The organism is Chroococcidiopsis sp., assembly GCF_051657925.1.
Classification (GTDB): domain Bacteria; phylum Cyanobacteriota; class Cyanobacteriia; order Cyanobacteriales; family Chroococcidiopsidaceae; genus Chroococcidiopsis.
This window is the reverse complement of the sequence record NZ_JBOFLP010000295.1, coordinates 1-17,461: the sequence shown is the minus strand read 5'-3', so window position 1 is coordinate 17,461 and position 17,461 is coordinate 1. Positions and strand designations below refer to the sequence as shown.

Sequence of the window (17,461 nt, the reverse complement as noted above, 5' to 3'; positions counted from 1 at the left end):
GGTCATTAGTCATTGGTCATTGGTCATTTGTTGGTCATCTGTTGTCGTTTGTTGATAAGAGCGTGGTGTGTCAAACACTTCCGACTCCCAACTCCCGACTCCCGACTCCCGACTCCCGACTCCCGACTTCCGAATTCTGTTTGATTTGAGCCGCGATCGCATCGATAAATGCGTTGACATCATGTCCTGCTCGTCCCGTCACCATGTCGCCGTCAACCACAATATTTTTGGGGTCGTTTGGCTCAGAATCCAGAGGGGGTGGTACGTAAATTGCACCTGCATTCGTGATGTCTGCTAAGACAACTTCGTGACAAATCACTCGTCGTCCTTTTAGTAGCTCTGGCATTGGTGTTAGCAACCATAACCCGTGGCACAGCAGCCCTTTGATGATTTTGGGATTCGCCATTGCTTTAGCGAAGAATTGGACTGCTGGAGCGGTGCGAGTCTGTTCTGGGCTGATTTGTTGTCTTTGTGGGGGTTGAAAGTACCGTAGGCGGACGCTGGTGTAATTTGCAGCCATGATGACGGCTGCATATTCGTTGAGATCTACGTTTTGAAAGTCGATGTTGACTTCTAATGTTGCAAGGCGCGTTTCCTGTCTATTGATCCGATCTGCTACTTCTACGCTATCGACATCAGCGGCAAAGCGAACGCTGGGCTGTTCCCATAGCCGAGACATCAAATCTACGGTTGCACCTAGTTCGGCAAAGCGTGTTTGATATGCTTCGATCTCGTAGGGAATGTATTCAGTTTCAACCAGTACGGCGATTTTCTTGCCTTCAAGCATTCTCGCGGTCATTTGTTTGCTCCTACGCGCTTAAAGGCTTCAGTTGTACGACGATTTCTGCTTCCGAACCGAGTTGAAATTCTTTTTCGCTCAGATTAATTCGGAAGTTATCGGGATCGATATCATCGCGATCGCTACCATCAATGCTGATGCGGCTAACTTGCAAGCTATGAGGTCTGACAAAATCAGGTAAGACATTAATAGAGCGCTGCCGACAATTTTTATTCGGTTTGAAGTAAAGGCAGAAAGGTTGTTTCGTGACGTAAGAACTCACGTATATGTGAGCTAAATAATTTAGCTCGAAGGCATGGTAGCCGGAGATCGCATGTCCGCCTTTATTCCCATAACCACCTTGAATTACGGGCATTCCGCTTTCGGTGACTCGGAAAAAGATCCCTTTGCTGTCTTGATCGAGGAAGAATAAATTCCAGAAAGCGGCTGTCTCTTGAGCAAGTTCTAAATACTTTTGCTTTTGCGTCTCATCTTCATTACTGCAACCATGCAGAATTAAGTAGGCTAGGAGAGCTTGTTCTTGTTGCCAAAAGTCTTTTGTGTTGCTCCAAGGGAATTCTAGTGAGAATCCGTTGCTGGGATGGCGCTCTACAGTATCAAAAATTCCGCCTCGGAATAGATCGACACCAATCTCAGCCATTGTCGAGCCTAATTTATCTGCAAGCTTCATCAACTTATCAGCAAACTGTTTTGTTGGCTCTGCCGCTTCTGGGTTTTCAGCTACGGATTTATCAGCTGTAAAGTAGTAGTAATTAGCAACGCGAGTTAGGTTCCAAGCAATCTTTAAGTTGTGTCCGATCACGGCACGATTTTGCTGCCAGCGCCAAGATTGGTCTGGTTGCCAATTGCGGAAAAACCTCTCGTTCACAAATGGTATGCTCGAATCTGGATCGGGAAACTGCTCGATGATAATCGTGCTGGTTGTGTGGAGAATCTTTTTGCAGATATTTAAAAACTTCTGAAGTTCTTCAAAGTTGCCACAAGTTCTTGGCAATGGCTCAAGAGCTAAGATCAGATTGACCAAATAAGCTGGAATATGGTCTCCAATAGAATTCCAATTTTTCCTCGCTTGATTGTCGCCTAACGCCTCATTATCCCAGCTTAGGGTTGCATAATCGAGGTGTGAGAAGTAATCTCCAAAAGCATTCTCGCCATACTTCGATTCAAAATCTAGATAGTAATCGTTAAAGGTACGAATTGTTCGTTGAATATCATCTAGTACTTCCCAGTCGAGAGTAATTCGATAGTATTGGGCTAATCCAGCTAAGGCATATATTTGTTCGTAGAGCGGAATTGTGTTGAGATCGTCACTATTTTGCGATGTCATGTACAGTTGATAGCTGTAATCTGTTTTGCGCTTACCAGATGCCCAAAAACAATGTTTGCCATCGCTAGTTAAGCCGCGAAAAGTTTCTCTTTGATACTGGACTCCCGCACGCGCCGCAGATAAATAGCTTTCGCATCCAGTGAGTAAGTAAGCAGAAGAGAGACCGTAGATCAATCGCGATAGCGTCGAACTTTCTTGCAGGTTATCATCGGTACGCAAACCGATAATGTTTAAGTTAGTCTGATACAGTTTGAAATCATCAATTTCATAAGTCATCTTATTTGGAAATAAGAAACCTAACCAAGTATCAGCTAAACGAGCAATTTGAACCAACCACCAATGCGTTTGCTCGAACAGAAATTTGCCGTCAGGAGCATGTAAGATATTAATAATTCGCGCATCGAGGCGACGATTGGGATCGTCTTCAAGATAAACGCCTTGGACGGCAACTAAGCGATCGCGTTGAATATATTTCTTGACTAACTGTGACGGACTCCAAGCAAAGCCTTCAGGGGTTGGATAGCGATCGCGATTAATTCCATCTAAATTTTGTACAAACTGAAATTGGGTTTCTCTACCCACATTGACGACTAGTTCGTCACCACTTCTACATTTAATATGAAAGGCTGCTTCTTGTTCTCTGATTTCAGTCACGTTACCCATTAGGGTCGTACTAATTGTAAACTGTCTCATTGGTTTTGTCCTCGATTTAGGGCTAATTACGCTATATCAATCATCAAAAATGTATCGGATTCTCAAATTCGTAATTGATGCAATGCAGAAATTGCCAACTCCTATTCACAAAATCTCTATTTCAGCTTTTTCAAAATAGAGCATTAATTGGAGAAAGTTTTAAGTAGAGCTATGTCCATACATCTCGATTGTTTGACTGCATCACCTTTGGTCGGTTGCCTCAGTTTTATTTGTTCTATGTTTATTAGTGTATGTAAGATAAACTCGAACATCAATGGACATTCTTTTTGTGTGATTGGTTGTTTTTTTTGTCTTATTTCTCACAAATAGATTTGTAGACTAATGTTTTATATTCGTAGTGACCTTCAATCAAATTGACTGAATTTATGCCAATGAAAAAAATATTTACATTCAAATTATTGAATTAAATTATTGAAAAAAATAGTAGGGTGAGCATTGCCCACCCTACTTGTGACTTTTAACTTTTGATTTTTAACTTTTGTGCTAGCCGCGATACATAATTCGCCATGCTTGGGGGGGTGTGCCGTTCAGTCGTCGAAATAGGCGAATGAAATAACCCGCATCACAATAGCCAACTGCTTCGGCAATTTGAATTACAGCCAGATCGGTTTCTAAAAGCAAGCGACGAGCTTCTGTCATGCGACGTTCGACAATCCAACTTAGTACGGTTTTGCCAGTTTCTCGGCGGATCATGTCAGTTAGATAAGCGGCAGAAAGATTAACTTCCTTAGCCACTTCTTGCAGTCCAATGGAGTTGCAATAATTAGCATCAATAAAGCGCAAAACTTGTTTTACTATTGGGCGAGTTTGAGGCGAAGATTTTTTTGATTCAGGTAGTTCAGATGCAGTGAGTCTAGCAGTTTCTATCAGTAATAGAATTAATAGAGCGCGAGTTGCTTCGGTAAAACCAAATCCCCGATCGCAAAGTTCGCTTTTGAGTTGTCCCAGTAGAATTAACCAGCGCGATCGAATCTCAGTTGGTACATAATAATGCTTGGTTTGGGCATTTTCAGTTTGAACAAATGAGTTCAGCAGGCGATCGGGCAACATTAAGAGCATATCGGCTTCAGCACGGGCAGGGTTAAGAGCTTCGGCACTGAAACCAACAACCCACTTAGTTGCATCATCGAGTCCACTCGGATCGTGAACCTCACCAGGAGCGAGTAAAAATAGATCGCCAGGTTTAGCCCAAATAGGGCGATCGCCTATTGAATACCAACCTTCACCGTCTTCAACAAAAAAAAGTTCAAAAAATGTATGAGAGTGAGGGCGTGATAATTGTGAGTTTGAAGAGCCTGTAGAGTGAAATACTATTATCCTTTGTTGCTCGGGGGTTTGTTCAGGTAAAGTCAGAGTCCGCAGTGGAATTGCAACGCGATTAGCTAACTGCATGACAAAATATGATATAAAGGCTACTCTACTTAATCACTACAGGCAGAGTTTGCTATTTTCCAGAATAATGCTTAAATATTCGCCGAGCTTTTCTGATGATTTGTAATAGAATCCTGAAAAAAAGGAAGTTTAAAAAAAGTGTGTGCGTAGTTGAAGAAGATTTAAGTAGCAAATTTTACTACTCGAAGCAAATCTATTTTTTATTGATAATTGAAATTATGCTTATTGAGCATAACTGTCTTTTCTCATCTATATACGTGCTGTTTGCGCTGTAAACCAACTATGCTCTTATTATAATATTATTAAGAATTAGTGATGTTGGCAGAAAGATGACTTTTATCATACGCGATCGCTGCTCTATTTCAGTGGTTGGAATCGATTGGGATCGGCATACAGCACTATCTTTTCGAGTTTTAGTCTTCTGTTCGCATTGCACGAGTGTCATATTGTCACTAAAAACACTCGATTTTGCCCAGTCATTTCAGTTTTCAAAGCTTTGCACAACAGCCACTTTCAGCCTTTCAAGCAGTTAGGCTTGTTAGTATAAAATATTGCATTCACTTCTAAAAAGCTAGTAGAAGGGGACAAAAAATAACCTTTGCTTGCATCTGATTCAGGAAAAGCACTCCTGCGATTAGAAATCGTAACCAGACAGACAAAATCTGCCTACGCAGGTTTCAAAGCTTTTTCATTAGTTTTTGCTTTACATACTTTGTGCCTGTGGCCTGCGAATAGAATAAGTCTTTTGCACCTTATATTTTTTGCCCAAATCCTCCCGCTTGGCTGGAGCGTCGGAAACCAGAGCCACTAATTCAGCATTTTCAGCATTGGCAAAGGCTGGTAGTACCGCGACTTGGGAAATCTATCCCAAGTCAACTACTGCATAGCGAATTTTACGCTTTTCATTTGAGGCTGTCATGTGTTACTTCTGGCTTTCGTCTATGAATGCAATTGGGCGATCGCTACTTAAGAAAGGGGTGCGGGGTGTAGTGAAGAGAATTCGGAATTAATTGCGACTTGTCTTGCTCCCTGCTCCTTTTTTATAGAACTGTTAACAATGGTTTAAAAGATCTTGCGTGATGATGGTCATTGGTCATTCGTCATTAGTAATAGGCAGAAGTCGTAGGGGCGGATTTAGCGCATAGATTGACAACTGAAACCGAAAATCTGGAGTCAAAACCCGCCCGTACAAGGTAAGAGGTAGGAGGTGTTTCACGCACCATATCAAGCAGCGATCGCCAATTCCCATGCTTTCCTCCATTTATGACTCTATTTATGAATTGCATTGATTCGCTTTCTAGCAGCGATCGGAAATCACCTAAATCTTTTTCAGTCCCTCCAATCTGATTGGCTAAAATTAATAACTGACTTCATTTGTGCCTCTTGTTTGAAGTCGATCTCGTAGCTCGTTTTTCTCTATTTTTCGTAACACATTTAACAAAAAATTCGGATAAAATGGAGTTTGGCGATCGAAAAATTTGATTTTTTGTTTTCAATTTTGTTTTAAACTTGTTTCATTACTACTAACTATCAATTTGACCAAAAATAAGTAGCTTTTAACAAGCAGCGCAAAGCTACCGGTTGCTTTTAGAACAGTTACCGGGATATTTCCTTACTAGTAGATAGCGATCGCGCTTGATGTTAGTCAAGGCAGTAAAAAAACTTAGCCATGAGTTTTTGAGCCACTCTTTTGATGATTTTGAGAGGCGGATTCATCAGTATTTACTTATCTTAATGATAGTGTAACAACACCTAAATATTCAAGAATTTTTGTGAGTTTTGCATAAAGCTAGAATGAGAAAGTTCTCACATTCTTCTAATACTGGTAGCAACATGGATGAAATTTAATCGCAACTGATTTATATAGAAATCGATAAAACTATTCAACCGCGCCGCTTTGTATCTTAAACAATCAAAGTGACAATCTCGTAACAAGAACAAGATTTAATAATTGGCATTGAGGTATTATTTAATACTTAAATAATATGATTTTTCAAATTCATTTATCCGATGATAGATAAGATTTTTTAGTAAGGTGGACATTGCCCACCTTACTTTTGAATTTCACGAAGAATGTTGTGGAATTACTCTTCCACAGGGATAAGTCGCGATCGGTTGTTCTGTAGCAGCATCAGCCACCGCAGCCGGAATCTTATCTGTAGGTTGAGTTTTAGCGGCTAAGTAATCGGTGCGGAGTTGTTCTAGTATCTGTTCGCGGCGATCGTATAGGCGTTTCAGGGGACGCTGGGGACACTGGTTGAGAACGTATGCGGTAACGAGGGGAAGGGCGATCGTGCTGTCGGTATAACAGACAACTGTACTAGGAAGTTCTTCAGGATCGATTTTTCCCCAACTGACAGCTTCGCTGGGGGTAGCTCCAGATAAACCGCCAGTATCGGGACGCGCATCGGTAAACTGGATAAAGTAATCGTGTCCCCGTTCTTCCAACCCTAGTACTTCGTGAAGTTGGGGTTGGGTTTGCAATAAGAAGTTTTTGGGACTACCACCACCAAGGATTAACGCCGCGCTTTTCCCTTCAGATTCTCTAGCAGAATAGGCGATCGCAGCTGTCTCATTCACATCCAGCGACGGATCGAGAATTAATTTCGAGCCTTCCAAAGCCAAAGCTGCAACATTCATGCCAATTGAACTATCTCCAGGCGAAGAAGTATAGATCGGTACGCCGCATTCATAAGCCGTCGCCAGTAAACAAGAATGCTTTACCCCAACTTGCTTTTCAACTTCGCGGATGTATTTACCCAGCAAGTAGTGGAATTCTGCCGTTCCCATGCGTTTTTGGAAAGGTTCCGCTTGAAGAATCTTACGAATGAAAGCATCAGTTTCCAGCAGCACGTCATAACCGAACATAATGTCATAAATGCGAATCGTGCCTTCCTGACGCAACTTCACATCGTCTACAAACGGATTACCCTTATACAGTTCAAAACCTAACCCATAGTGCATGTCGTGATAGAGATTCGCACCAGTACTGATCGCCCAATCGATAAAACCATGCCGAATCAGGGGCGCTAAAGCAGAAACTCCGTATCCAGCAGGGGTCATGGCTCCCGATAGGCTCAAGCCTACAGTGACACCCTCGCGAAACACTTCTCGACTCAACAACTGGCAGATTTCCCGCAATCTTGCTGAGTTATATGCCGTGAAGTAATTATCGATCAGATCCACGACGCTAACATCTGCCGTCATAGGCGCGGGGTCAATTTTGTTGCTGGGTAGTTTTGACATTGTTTATCTCCTATTTAGAGGACAAGGGAGACAAGGAAGCTCTGGGAGCAGAGGGGCAAAGAGGGTGCAGAGGGAGCATTGCAATTCCATTGTCTGCGCATCCGCGCATTCAAAATTGCTACGCCAACTACTAACCACCCATTACCAAAATCTAAAATCCAAAATTCCCCGACTCCCGACTCCCGACTCCCGATAAAAACAGATACGCCGATCTAATCTAGCGATGTTTCACCTACTTGTTGCAACGCCTTAAGAAAGCGATCGCATGTCGATTGACTAAAACAGACAAGAATGACTTGTGAGAGCGAATCATTGGTAGAAAAAAAAGCCTGAACTTCCCTCACAGCAATTTGTGCGGCGCGATCGATAGGAAAGCGATACACACCCGTGCTGATAGCGGGAAAAGCAATGGTTTTAATTTCATGTTGCACTGCTAAAGTCAAGCTACTGCGATAACAACTTGCTAAAAGTTCATCCTCACTGCGATCGCCACCTTCCCACACTGGACCGACTGTATGAATCACCCACTTGGTGGGTAAGTTATACCCTTGAGTAATTTTAGCTGCACCTGTGGCACACCCCCTCAACTGACGACATTCTGCTAACAACTGGGAGCCAGCCGCGCGATGAATTGCCCCATCTACGCCGCCACCACCCAACAGTGAATTATTGGCAGCATTAACGATCGCATCCACCTGCAACTGAGTAATATCACCTTGAATCACTGAAATTCTGTCTGCCATTACCAACCACCAACTACCAACTACCAATTACCAATCTATTTCAACATCAAACAGCACCCAGATTTTGTTACACTTTGGCTGGATATCTTTGAGATCGATTTATGACTGCCACCCAGATCGAATCCCATTCCCTCAGTGCGATCGCTCTTTCTACTCGCGATGCTGCGCGTCAACTTGCAGTCTTATCTACCGAAGCAAAAGATCGAGCAATTGAAGCGATCGCTCAATCGTTAGAAGCCCAATCTGAGGAAATTTTGGCAGCAAATGCGGCTGATTGCAAGGCAGCTGAGGCTGAAGGAATTGCCAAACCACTCTACAACCGCCTCAAATTGGATGCAACTAAACTTAAAGGTGCGATCGCGGGGGTGCGAGATGTGGGTAAATTACCCGATCCCGTCGGTGCAGTGCAGATTCATCGCGAATTAGATACAGGGTTAGTTCTTCAGCGAATTACTTGCCCTCTGGGAGTATTAGGTGTCATCTTTGAAGCTAGACCCGATGCAGCAATTCAAATCTCCTTATTGGCAATTAAATCGGGAAATGGTGTCATCCTCAAAGGTGGTAAGGAAGCCGTGCGATCTTGCGAGGCGATCGTGAAAGCGATCCACCACGGACTTTCTCAAACAGAAATTAACCCAGCCGTAGTCCAATTGCTGACAACGCGAGAAGAGACAATGGCGCTGTTGCGATTAGATGAATATGTCGATCTGATTATTCCAAGGGGTTCTAACTCTTTCGTGCGCTTCGTACAAGAAAATACCCGCATTCCTGTTTTAGGTCATGCAGATGGTATCTGTCACGCTTACATAGATAAAGCAGCCGATATTGCCAAGGCAGTAGAAATTACTGTTGATGCCAAAACACACTATCCCGCTGCTTGCAATGCCATAGAAACTCTATTAGTACATCAATACATTGCCCCTGAATTTCTACCGTTAGTTGCCCGTGCGTTACAAGAACGTCAGGTAGAATTGCGCGGAGACGATCGCACCCGCAAAATTATTGATGTAGCCGTAGCAACCGAGGCAGATTGGACGACGGAATACAGCGATTTAATTTTGGCAATTAAAGCGGTAGATTCTCTAGAAGAAGCGATCGCCCACATCAATACTTATGGATCGCGCCATACAGAGGCGATCGTCACTGAAGATCCGACAACTGCCAAAACATTTTTAGCCCAAGTCGATGCAGCAGGAGTTTATCATAACTGTTCGACTCGCTTTGCTGATGGCTTTCGTTACGGCTTTGGTGCAGAAGTTGGCATCAGCACCCACAAATTACCACCCCGTGGTCCTGTTGGTTTAGAAGGATTAGTTACATATAAATACCAGCTAACAGGCGACGGACACATCGCTGCTACCTACACGGGGACGAATGCTAAATCTTTTACTCACAAAGATTTATAGCGATTTTCATTTAATTTCGACTAGTAGGGGCGCAAATTGTGCGCCCCTACAGACAACTATCCATTACCTAAAAAAACTAGCATATGGCGCATCCTCAACGCATTCAACCTGCTGCTGGTCAAGAATCAGTTTGGGATTACCCCAGACCTCCTCGATTAGAGGATGTTAACAAGCAGATTCAAATTATTTTCAATGGTGTAGAAATTGCCAATACTCGCCATGCCAAGCGCGTACTCGAAACCAGCCATCCTCCAGTTTACTATATCCCGCCTAGCGATATTAAAATGGAGTACCTCGTCAGAACACCCAATTCGAGTTTTTGCGAATGGAAAGGTCGAGCGGGATATTACACCATTGTTGTCGGTGACAAACAAGCTGAGAATGTAGCTTGGTTTTATCCCGACCCAACGCCGAGTTTTGCCACAATTAAGGATTATGTAGCTTTTTATGCCCATGTTATGGATGCTTGCTATGTCGATGGGGAAAAAGTACAGCCTCAGCCAGGTAACTTTTATGGCGGCTGGATTACGAACGATATTGTCGGACCATTCAAAGGTGTTCCTGGTAGTTGGGGTTGGTAGTTTGTCGAGCGTCCGCTAGAACTGAATCATCGGTGAGACCGCCAATACCGTAGCCAACCCCAATTCACATAGAATCCAAGCCGAGGTACTTCGTGGTACAAAGCTTTCGCCTAGTTCCTAACAAACCAAAAAGTGGTCTAATTCAAGTTGCCTCTAACATTTGGACAATTGAGGCAAAGGAGTGCGTCTGCTTCCGTCCTCCGATGCAGCCCCGCTATCCCTATACGCATCGTTCAGTCGTCATTCGCCTCGACGACGATAGCCTTTTCATTCTTTCTCCAATTCAACTCAATCCCGATATCCGTGCCGATATTGATACGCTTGGGGTTGTAAAATACCTCGTCTCACCCAATCACCTACACCACCTATACCTGGGAGACTGGAGCCAAGCGTATCCTGATGCCAAGCTCTATGCATCACCACGACTAGCTCTAAAGCGCAAGGACTTAACCTTCTACAAAACATTGTTTACAGATATACCTGAACTCGAATGGGCTGGTCAGATCGATCAGTGCATTTTTGGGTCGGGAAACGGATGGTTTGATGAGATTGTTTTTTTTCATCAGGGATCGCGCACCATAATCTTTACCGATCTGATTATGGATTTCGTTCCATCGACCTTTTCATCTATTTCGCGCATTACCACTCGCTGGAACCAAATGTATCAGCATACGCCGCGTGGCGTGCAGTACGCGCACATCTTTGACAGAGCATCTTTGCGTAATTCTCTTCAGACCGTTCGTGCTTGGGAGCCTGAACGTGCAATAGTTGCTCACAGCCCCTGGTTGTGTGTAGAGGGAAAGGAACAGGTTGCAAACTTCTTAGAATCAGCCTTCGACTGGCTTGCTCCGCAGTCTCCCATTGTTGAAGGCGTGATGGCTATGGCGCGGTTTTCAACACTTCTATTAGTTATCCTGCCAATTCACGCACTAATTGTGTTGACTGCCGATATCATCTATCCACGACTTATAAAACAGGATAGGAGTAAATAAACTCTTCTTACCGATACCCAGTTGTACAGCAGCCTAACGTTAATCGTTCTGGCGAATATTTTGAATTCGATCGCCCTCTTAGAAATGAGTTGCAAAACTGTTGACGCGATCGCAACTTAAGGTAAAGTTAAATTCATCTTTTGCCAGTGATTTCTACACTTGGCGCTTTAAAATTTTTAACCTCAATGTCTAGCTAGTATTGGTAGCATCTAGAATGTTTGTGCTTGGTAATGTTTACGCTCAGCCCATCGTGGTGAGGTTTCCTATGTCCGAGTTGGAAATCGACGCAAGCAGAGAAGAAAGAATCGAAATGGAAGTCGTCGTTGATGCTTATGACGAAGAAGAACGGCGACTAGGTTGGTATTACTATCTCGATAACAAAGTTAAATTTCCTTTCAACGCCATTTGGATTTCAGAAGAGCGTCCGATTGATTCGGAAGATGAAGTAGAAATCGAAGGTGAAGAAGTCGAAGTTATCGGAATGGCATCGGAAGAAGAATGCCAAGACGATATGTATGTAGAAATTGTTTATCAAGAAGAGGGTACGGAAGATACTTTTGCCGTACCTTTATATGATGTCGTACCGATGGAAGTTGATGACGACACGTTAGAAGCGATCGAAGATTGGTACTATTGGGTCGAGCGCGGCTATGAATGGTAATTGAGGGAGCAGGGAGCAGGGAGCAGGAAGCAGGGGAAGAAAATAGTTTTAGTTTTTTCCTTGTCCCCCTTGTCTTCTATTTATTCCCGTAATAAAAAGCGACTTCCTTATCCTTAAGTGGAGCAAAACCAGCGTCGAGTAACATTTGGTTGAGTTCCGCTTGGGGGATGTGCTTCGCACCGATGCGCACGATCCGCGATCGCATCGTATTTGACACGCCACTGCGCTGTCTTCCTGCTTCTAGCGCCATGACTTGATGGTAAAGTTCCAACTTGACAGGAGGAATTGGGGAGCCGTCCAAATCGATCCCGTCCGCAATTGCGCGATCGACGGCATCTGCTCCTAAAGTGTTATCTAGTGACGTTTCCGCAGACATGGCTATATGAGAAGATCTACGGATGCATTCTACCAAGAGAGATTGGCAAAATCAAAACAAAAAGCATCGACAGGAATTTTTCTGTTACAAATGGAAAAAATCTGCTCGGTTGTGCGTGAAGCGAAGCTATCCCGAAGGGAATCGCCTACTTGTCACTCTCAACATTTTCGATCTAACCTCAAGCCAGCCACTCACAAGCGCCACTATGTCAGACTCTCTCAAACCCAACTCCAACGACCGTTCGTTGCAAAGAGCATTTACTAACAGGATTGTAGACGAGTATTTTGACCATACTGAAAGTTGGTTGCGGGCAATTTTGCGCATGTCTATCTTTTCTCTGACTTACATTGACGGACACTCAGCCATGCTAATTGAATGCCCCAACCAGGCTGTAGCTAGGCGACTCAGCCGCAAAATAACCCCTCTACAACAAGTAGTATCTTACATCAGTAGCAGCTACCCATATAGCCACCGCGTCTTGATTTGCTACCAAGAAGCAGAACGGTCGAGCTGGCGCTGTTTTGACACAAATACTAATACGTGGAAGAGTTGGGAGAGCTTGCAAACACCTACTGCAACCAGCGATCAGTGAACCGTTATCAGTTGTCGGGGCGGGTTTAGCAAGCAAATTCACGGGCTTTAGCCATAATCTTTCGTTCAAAACCCGCCCGTACAGTTATCAGTTGTCAGTTGTCAGTAGCCCCTCGTCGTGTTGCTAAACCAGCCAGTAACGCACCTACAACTTCGCCAACCCAAAATCCAGTCGTACTACCTTGCCAGAGCGCTCCTGGTATCACCCAAGCTTGACAAATTTCCTTGCCTCCCCACTGGAATTGTTGACAGTTTTGCTGGTGTACCCATGCACTAATTTGCCCACCTGCGATCGCACTCACACACCCCGATCCTAAAGCGACTAAGGTGCAAACCAACATTCTTTTTTTGTTTGTCATCAGTCATTAATCATTGGTCATTATTCATTTGTGAGAGCGTGGTGCATGGTGCGGGATCTCTGCTCAGAAAAACACTACCTCAGTTGTTCTAGTCATTTGTCAAGGGGATCGCTTGGCAATTATTTTCATTTTCAACTAATGACAAATGACGACTGACGAACTAGCCAGTATTTCTCATCCCAGCAGCGATTCCGTTGATAGTTAACAATGCACCGCGCAACAATTCGCCTTTACTATGACGGGAATCGATGATACCTGTCGTACTCGGATTGCTGTACTGCCGCAGTCGCTTTAGCAATGAAACTTGCAAAAATCCTAATGGTACAATCGTCGCGCTGCGCAACTGTACGGACTGCTGTAGGACTGGATCGCCGTCGAGCAGGCGTTTATGACCTGTAATACTCAGTACTAAGTCAGTTGTGAGGTGAAACTCTTGCAAAATTTGCTCGAATAGCCGCTCAAATCGTTCTAAGTCTTGAGGTTTCGATAACTCCTTGACGTAGTGGTGAGCGATTTGCATGTCTACTTTTGCCAGCGTCATCTCTACTTTAGAAATTGCCATTTTGAAGAAGGGCCACTTCATGTAGAAATAACGTAACAATTTGAGGTGTTGCTCTGGTTCCTCGTTTAAAAATTCCTGCAAAGCCGCACCAACACCATACCAAGCAGGTAAGAGAAAACGGCTTTGCGTCCAACTAAACACCCAAGGAATTGCCCGCAAACCACTTAAATCTTTTTTTCCACCTTGTCGTCGGGCGGGGCGAGAGCTGATTTGCAACTGACTGATCTCATCAATTGGAGTCACTTGGTGGAAAAAGTCAATGAAATCTGGTTGCTCGTAGATCAGGGCGCGATAATGTTGCCGCGATCGCGCTGCTAGCTCTTCTAATATTTCATTCCACGGTTGAATATTATCAAATCCCGTGCGTAACAAGCTAGCCTGAATCACGGCAGTCGAAATCGTTTCCAAATTGTAAAGTGCCAACTCTGGCAGCGAGTATTTAGAGGCTAAAACTTCACCTTGTTCGGTAATCTTAATTCTGCCATTAATACTATGTCCGGGTTGAGCCAAAATCGCCTCGTATGCAGGACCACCACCGCGTCCTACTGAGCCACCGCGTCCGTGGAAAATTCTCAAATCGACTCCATGCTGTTCGGCAACTTGTTGGAGTGCTTTTTGCGCTTTGTGAATTTCCCAATTGCTGCTGAGAAACCCAGAATCCTTGTTGCTATCTGAGTAACCCAACATCACCTCTTGTAAGTGAGGAGTCAGTGGTGAGAATTCGGAATTCGGAATTCGTTGCGACTTGTGACTTGAATTGTCTCCCTTGTCCCCCTTGTCTCCCTTGTCTCCCTTGTCTTTCCCAGCTCCCTCAGCTCCACCAGCTCTCTTATACCCTCCTGCCAACAAAGCGCGATAAAACTTCAGCTCGAATAACTGTTGCATGATGCTGGGGGCGCGTTGCAAGTCTTCTACTGTCTCAAATAGAGGTACAACTTGGATCGTCCCGATTCCCGTTGCTGGATCGTAGAGTCCAGCTTCTTTAGCTAGTAACAGCACCTCTAGCAAATCGCTCAGATCGCGGCTCATGCTGATAATGTAAGTCTGGCAAACCTGTACGCCAAACTCTTGCTGTAACAAACGCACGACGCGCAAAGTTTCGATCGCTTCGTTGGTTTTTTCACTAAAAGGTAGTTCGGCGGGAATCAACGGACGACGAGTCTGCAATTCTCCCGACAACCACTTGACTCTTTCTGCTTCTGATAATTCGTTATATGACTGAGGCAGAATTTGTAGATATTCCAACACTTCATTAAAAGCATGGGCGTGGCGAGAAGATTCTTGACGAATATCGAGGTGAGCTAGGTTAAAGTCATAAATTTCCACCTGGCAGATCAGACTGTCCAGTTCTCGGCAGTTTAAGCCTGTTTCTGACAAGTTGCGTTGAATTAGTCGTAATTCCGCGAGAAAGTCAAGCCCAGATTTATAGACTGCCGTAGTGACATTCTCTTCTTGAATTTCTTGCTTGCGCAGATTCTTGTTGTATAGGCGCGCGTTACGCTCGAATGTATTTTCTAGTCGCTTCAAAATGTAGGCAAGCTTGAGCCGATACGGTTCTTGACGATACCGCAGGGCAAGTGCTTCATACACTTCGTTCATCTGCAACCGATCCTGCTCCAGAGATTCTAATAAATCTGGCAGGACATCGCTCCAGTGCAGCGATATGCTCAATAAGTTCGTCAGTCGCTTGACTGAATGAATGTATTTTTCCAATACCAACTGGCGCTGATAGCAAGCCGTTTGCCACGTAACCTGGGGTGTCACTGAGGGGTTGCCATCCCGATCCGATCCTACCCAGGAACCAAATTTGCAAAAGTTATTACTAGGCGGACGCAAGCGGGGAAAGGCAGCTGCCAGAGCGTGTTTAAATCTGTGATTCAGCAGGGGAATTTGCTCGAACAGAACTTCTTTGAAGTAGTGCAGGGCGTACTCTACCTCATCTAACACTGCTGGCTTAAACTGGTGTAACTCGTCAGTGCGCCACCAAAGGCGAATTTCTTCTGTTAGCTGTTCCCGCAGGGCTTCTGCTTCCCAAGGATTAGCACCTTCAATACTACCCGTACTTTCCTCAATCTGATCGAGCTGTTGCAGTAGCTTGGCTAAGCGTCTTTGCTTATCGCGAATTGTAGAGCGCACAATCTCAGTTGGGTGCGCCGTGAAGACTAATCTGACATCTAATTGGTCGATCAACCGTTGGATATGTTGCGGCGGTACGTTCATCTGCCGTAGATGGGGAAACAAGGTGTGGAAAGTCCCTTGTTTTTGCTGCTGCTGGGTAGCGTGCCAGTTTTTTTCTAACAACTCTACGCCAGGATCTCGATTTACATCTGCTGTTTGATGTCCGTTAATTGTAGAGGTGGGTTGTGGCGTTTGATGTAACTGCTTAGCTGCTTTTTGATGCAAAGCGCGACTGATACTCAGTTGTTGGCGTTGCTCGTAGTGTTGCTCGACAATGTTAATCAACTGGAAATAGAGTGCAAAGGCACGCGCAGCGCGAATTGCTTCGTTCAATTCTAACTGAGAGATTAATTGAACGACTTCCGAGATTTGCTCGTCGATCGCTTGTCCTTCTGACGAGCATAAATCGCGTAATTGCGCCAAGAGATTCACTAATTCTTGACCGCATTCTTGTTTCAGAACAGACTCCCACAACTCCTCTACTGTTTGCAGGCGTTGCCTCAAGAACAAATCAAAGGGAGAGGTGTTGATAGTCAAAGCTTCATCATGGGAGTGGAGGAGCGAAGTCATAGGGTCTGTTCGAGTAGAGCCAGGAACAATTAATAATTGTAGAGTTGAATGCTGTCCTAATTCGTTGTCGAAGCGACAATCTTTATCTTTAATCGAAATCCTGACGAATTAGGCACGATGCAAATTATGCGTCACTAGGTTCTGTCGTCTCTGTTTCGGGAAATGGCAAAACTGGCAAGCGATCGCCACGAAATACTTCTTCACTGGCTTGCCCAATAGCTGTTACTGCCTGAGCCACAGCTTTACCTCCAACTAGCCCAAGTAGTAGAGAGCCAGTACCGAGCTGCAATAGGAAATTGTTGGGAATTGAAAAAAATAATACTCTTACGCCTGCGGTTTCTTTGAGGTTGGAATTGGAAGTAGGCATCTAAACCTCGATTGGAGTGAGTCTTTACCTCTATTTTAGGAGGCGCGATCGCGAAAATTACGACTGTTTAAGTTCCCTGCTAGGGCTGCTGGAATCTAATTTTTTTCATCCCGCTTTAGAAATATACCTCATTACATTTAAATATTTCCCCACTGAGGATTTTTCAAATTTATACTACTTTGAACCAACTATTTACCTACTAATTCTGCTTGACGAAGCAGTGAGTGCGCTCACTTCATCTGCTGCGATCGCTATAGATTTATTGCGAATATTGCCTACAGACAGAAATTTCTCTCTTTAAATATAACTTTTTTTTATATATGTCTCAACTTAATATTACTTAATAAAATTAGCAATATGTGAAATTTTTGCTGAAGTTGTGTAAAGATACATTTACAGGCAACCAAGTACGAAGCCTGATTCATACCAAAGCAAGCAACATTATCGTTGTTTAATTAGCAATACATAGAACCATGACAACCACATTACAAAGACGCGAAAGCGCCTCCTTGTGGGAACAGTTTTGTAACTGGGTAGCCAGCACCGAAAACCGCCTGTATATTGGGTGGTTTGGCGTGTTGATGATCCCAACACTAC

Annotated in this window: 15 protein-coding genes and 1 pseudogene; 6 read left to right on the top strand and 10 right to left on the bottom strand. The window is 44.1% G+C overall.

Annotated features, from left to right (window positions below; all coding sequences use genetic code 11):
- Positions 1-70 precede the first annotated feature (70 nt).
- The 6 genes from ACRC32_RS24040 to ACRC32_RS24015 all read right to left on the bottom strand — a co-directional run bounded on the left by ACRC32_RS24040 (position 71) and on the right by ACRC32_RS24015 (position 8,221).
- Positions 71-799 (bottom strand): DJ-1/PfpI family protein, encoded by a 729-nt coding sequence (locus tag ACRC32_RS24040; protein WP_438556339.1) that lies wholly within the window; start codon positions 797-799, stop codon positions 71-73.
- 10 nt (positions 800-809) lie between these two features.
- Entirely contained in the window at positions 810-2,819 is a 2,010-nt protein-coding gene (locus tag ACRC32_RS24035) for an AGE family epimerase/isomerase (protein WP_438556338.1), read from the bottom strand.
- A gap of 504 nt (positions 2,820-3,323) precedes the next feature.
- Positions 3,324-4,232: an AraC family transcriptional regulator gene (locus tag ACRC32_RS24030; protein WP_438556337.1), complete on the bottom strand. Its 909-nt coding sequence runs from the start codon at positions 4,230-4,232 to the stop codon at positions 3,324-3,326.
- Positions 4,233-5,335: 1,103 nt separating this feature from the next.
- Entirely contained in the window at positions 5,336-5,518 is a 183-nt protein-coding gene (locus ACRC32_RS24025) for a hypothetical protein (RefSeq protein ID WP_438556336.1), read from the bottom strand.
- Between the two features lie 778 nt (positions 5,519-6,296).
- Positions 6,297-7,478: a homospermidine biosynthesis protein gene (locus ACRC32_RS24020; protein WP_106218468.1), complete on the bottom strand. Its 1,182-nt coding sequence runs from the start codon at positions 7,476-7,478 to the stop codon at positions 6,297-6,299.
- Positions 7,479-7,690: 212 nt separating this feature from the next.
- Positions 7,691-8,221 carry an O-acetyl-ADP-ribose deacetylase gene (locus ACRC32_RS24015; RefSeq protein WP_438556335.1) on the bottom strand — a complete coding sequence of 177 codons (531 nt, stop codon included), beginning with the start codon at positions 8,219-8,221 and terminating at the stop codon, positions 7,691-7,693.
- Positions 8,222-8,322: 101 nt separating this feature from the next.
- On the opposite strand from ACRC32_RS24015, the gene ACRC32_RS24010 reads away from it, so the two are divergent.
- The 4 genes from ACRC32_RS24010 to ACRC32_RS23995 all read left to right on the top strand — a co-directional run bounded on the left by ACRC32_RS24010 (position 8,323) and on the right by ACRC32_RS23995 (position 11,861).
- Positions 8,323-9,627 carry a glutamate-5-semialdehyde dehydrogenase gene (locus ACRC32_RS24010; protein ID WP_438556334.1) on the top strand — a complete coding sequence of 435 codons (1,305 nt, stop codon included), beginning with the start codon at positions 8,323-8,325 and terminating at the stop codon, positions 9,625-9,627.
- A gap of 83 nt (positions 9,628-9,710) precedes the next feature.
- The gene (locus ACRC32_RS24005) at positions 9,711-10,208 is read left to right on the top strand and encodes a DUF427 domain-containing protein (protein WP_106169610.1); all 498 of its coding nucleotides are present in this window, start codon (positions 9,711-9,713) and stop codon (positions 10,206-10,208) included.
- A gap of 203 nt (positions 10,209-10,411) precedes the next feature.
- Positions 10,412-11,200, top strand: coding sequence for a DUF4336 domain-containing protein (locus ACRC32_RS24000; RefSeq protein WP_438556333.1), 789 nt, complete (start codon positions 10,412-10,414; stop codon positions 11,198-11,200).
- Positions 11,201-11,465: 265 nt separating this feature from the next.
- Complete coding sequence (locus ACRC32_RS23995) at positions 11,466-11,861, top strand: calcium-binding protein (protein ID WP_106169620.1); 396 nt, start codon at positions 11,466-11,468, stop codon at positions 11,859-11,861.
- Between the two features lie 76 nt (positions 11,862-11,937).
- On the opposite strand, the gene ACRC32_RS23990 is transcribed toward ACRC32_RS23995, so the two are convergent.
- The gene (locus ACRC32_RS23990) at positions 11,938-12,237 is read right to left on the bottom strand and encodes a small RNA NsiR4-regulated ssr1528 family protein (RefSeq protein WP_192155525.1); all 300 of its coding nucleotides are present in this window, start codon (positions 12,235-12,237) and stop codon (positions 11,938-11,940) included.
- A 22-nt stretch (positions 12,238-12,259) separates the two neighbouring features.
- Here ACRC32_RS23990 and ACRC32_RS23985 point away from each other — a divergent pair, with 22 nt between their 5' ends.
- The gene (locus tag ACRC32_RS23985; protein ID WP_438556332.1) at positions 12,260-12,829 is read left to right on the top strand and encodes a hypothetical protein; all 570 of its coding nucleotides are present in this window, start codon (positions 12,260-12,262) and stop codon (positions 12,827-12,829) included.
- 94 nt (positions 12,830-12,923) lie between these two features.
- On the opposite strand, the gene ACRC32_RS23980 is transcribed toward ACRC32_RS23985, so the two are convergent.
- The 3 genes from ACRC32_RS23980 to ACRC32_RS23970 all read right to left on the bottom strand — a co-directional run bounded on the left by ACRC32_RS23980 (position 12,924) and on the right by ACRC32_RS23970 (position 16,864).
- Positions 12,924-13,187: a hypothetical protein gene (locus ACRC32_RS23980; protein WP_438556331.1), complete on the bottom strand. Its 264-nt coding sequence runs from the start codon at positions 13,185-13,187 to the stop codon at positions 12,924-12,926.
- A gap of 160 nt (positions 13,188-13,347) precedes the next feature.
- Positions 13,348-16,497: a phosphoenolpyruvate carboxylase gene (locus tag ACRC32_RS23975; protein WP_438556330.1), complete on the bottom strand. Its 3,150-nt coding sequence runs from the start codon at positions 16,495-16,497 to the stop codon at positions 13,348-13,350.
- 124 nt (positions 16,498-16,621) lie between these two features.
- Positions 16,622-16,864, bottom strand: a complete 243-nt coding sequence (locus tag ACRC32_RS23970; RefSeq protein ID WP_438556329.1) for a hypothetical protein — start codon at positions 16,862-16,864, stop codon at positions 16,622-16,624.
- 473 nt (positions 16,865-17,337) lie between these two features.
- Between ACRC32_RS23970 and ACRC32_RS23965 the strand changes: the two are divergent.
- A pseudogene (locus tag ACRC32_RS23965) lies at positions 17,338-17,461 on the top strand (photosystem II q(b) protein); the annotation flags it as partial.

What these genes read in the sequence shown, in the direction of transcription:
- ACRC32_RS24040 (WP_438556339.1), bottom strand. Translation starts at nt 799, where the DNA reads ATGACCGCGAGAATGCTTGAAGGCAAGAAAATCGCCGTACTGGTTGAA.
- ACRC32_RS24035 (WP_438556338.1), bottom strand. Translation starts at nt 2,819, where the DNA reads ATGAGACAGTTTACAATTAGTACGACCCTAATGGGTAACGTGACTGAA.
- ACRC32_RS24030 (WP_438556337.1), bottom strand. Translation starts at nt 4,232, where the DNA reads ATGCAGTTAGCTAATCGCGTTGCAATTCCACTGCGGACTCTGACTTTA.
- ACRC32_RS24025 (WP_438556336.1), bottom strand. Translation starts at nt 5,518, where the DNA reads ATGCAATTCATAAATAGAGTCATAAATGGAGGAAAGCATGGGAATTGG.
- ACRC32_RS24020 (WP_106218468.1), bottom strand. Translation starts at nt 7,478, where the DNA reads ATGTCAAAACTACCCAGCAACAAAATTGACCCCGCGCCTATGACGGCA.
- ACRC32_RS24015 (WP_438556335.1), bottom strand. Translation starts at nt 8,221, where the DNA reads ATGGCAGACAGAATTTCAGTGATTCAAGGTGATATTACTCAGTTGCAG.
- ACRC32_RS24010 (WP_438556334.1), top strand. Translation starts at nt 8,323, where the DNA reads ATGACTGCCACCCAGATCGAATCCCATTCCCTCAGTGCGATCGCTCTT.
- ACRC32_RS24005 (WP_106169610.1), top strand. Translation starts at nt 9,711, where the DNA reads ATGGCGCATCCTCAACGCATTCAACCTGCTGCTGGTCAAGAATCAGTT.
- ACRC32_RS24000 (WP_438556333.1), top strand. Translation starts at nt 10,412, where the DNA reads ATGCAGCCCCGCTATCCCTATACGCATCGTTCAGTCGTCATTCGCCTC.
- ACRC32_RS23995 (WP_106169620.1), top strand. Translation starts at nt 11,466, where the DNA reads ATGTCCGAGTTGGAAATCGACGCAAGCAGAGAAGAAAGAATCGAAATG.
- ACRC32_RS23990 (WP_192155525.1), bottom strand. Translation starts at nt 12,237, where the DNA reads ATGTCTGCGGAAACGTCACTAGATAACACTTTAGGAGCAGATGCCGTC.
- ACRC32_RS23985 (WP_438556332.1), top strand. Translation starts at nt 12,260, where the DNA reads ATGCATTCTACCAAGAGAGATTGGCAAAATCAAAACAAAAAGCATCGA.
- ACRC32_RS23980 (WP_438556331.1), bottom strand. Translation starts at nt 13,187, where the DNA reads ATGACAAACAAAAAAAGAATGTTGGTTTGCACCTTAGTCGCTTTAGGA.
- ACRC32_RS23975 (WP_438556330.1), bottom strand. Translation starts at nt 16,497, where the DNA reads ATGACTTCGCTCCTCCACTCCCATGATGAAGCTTTGACTATCAACACC.
- ACRC32_RS23970 (WP_438556329.1), bottom strand. Translation starts at nt 16,864, where the DNA reads ATGCCTACTTCCAATTCCAACCTCAAAGAAACCGCAGGCGTAAGAGTA.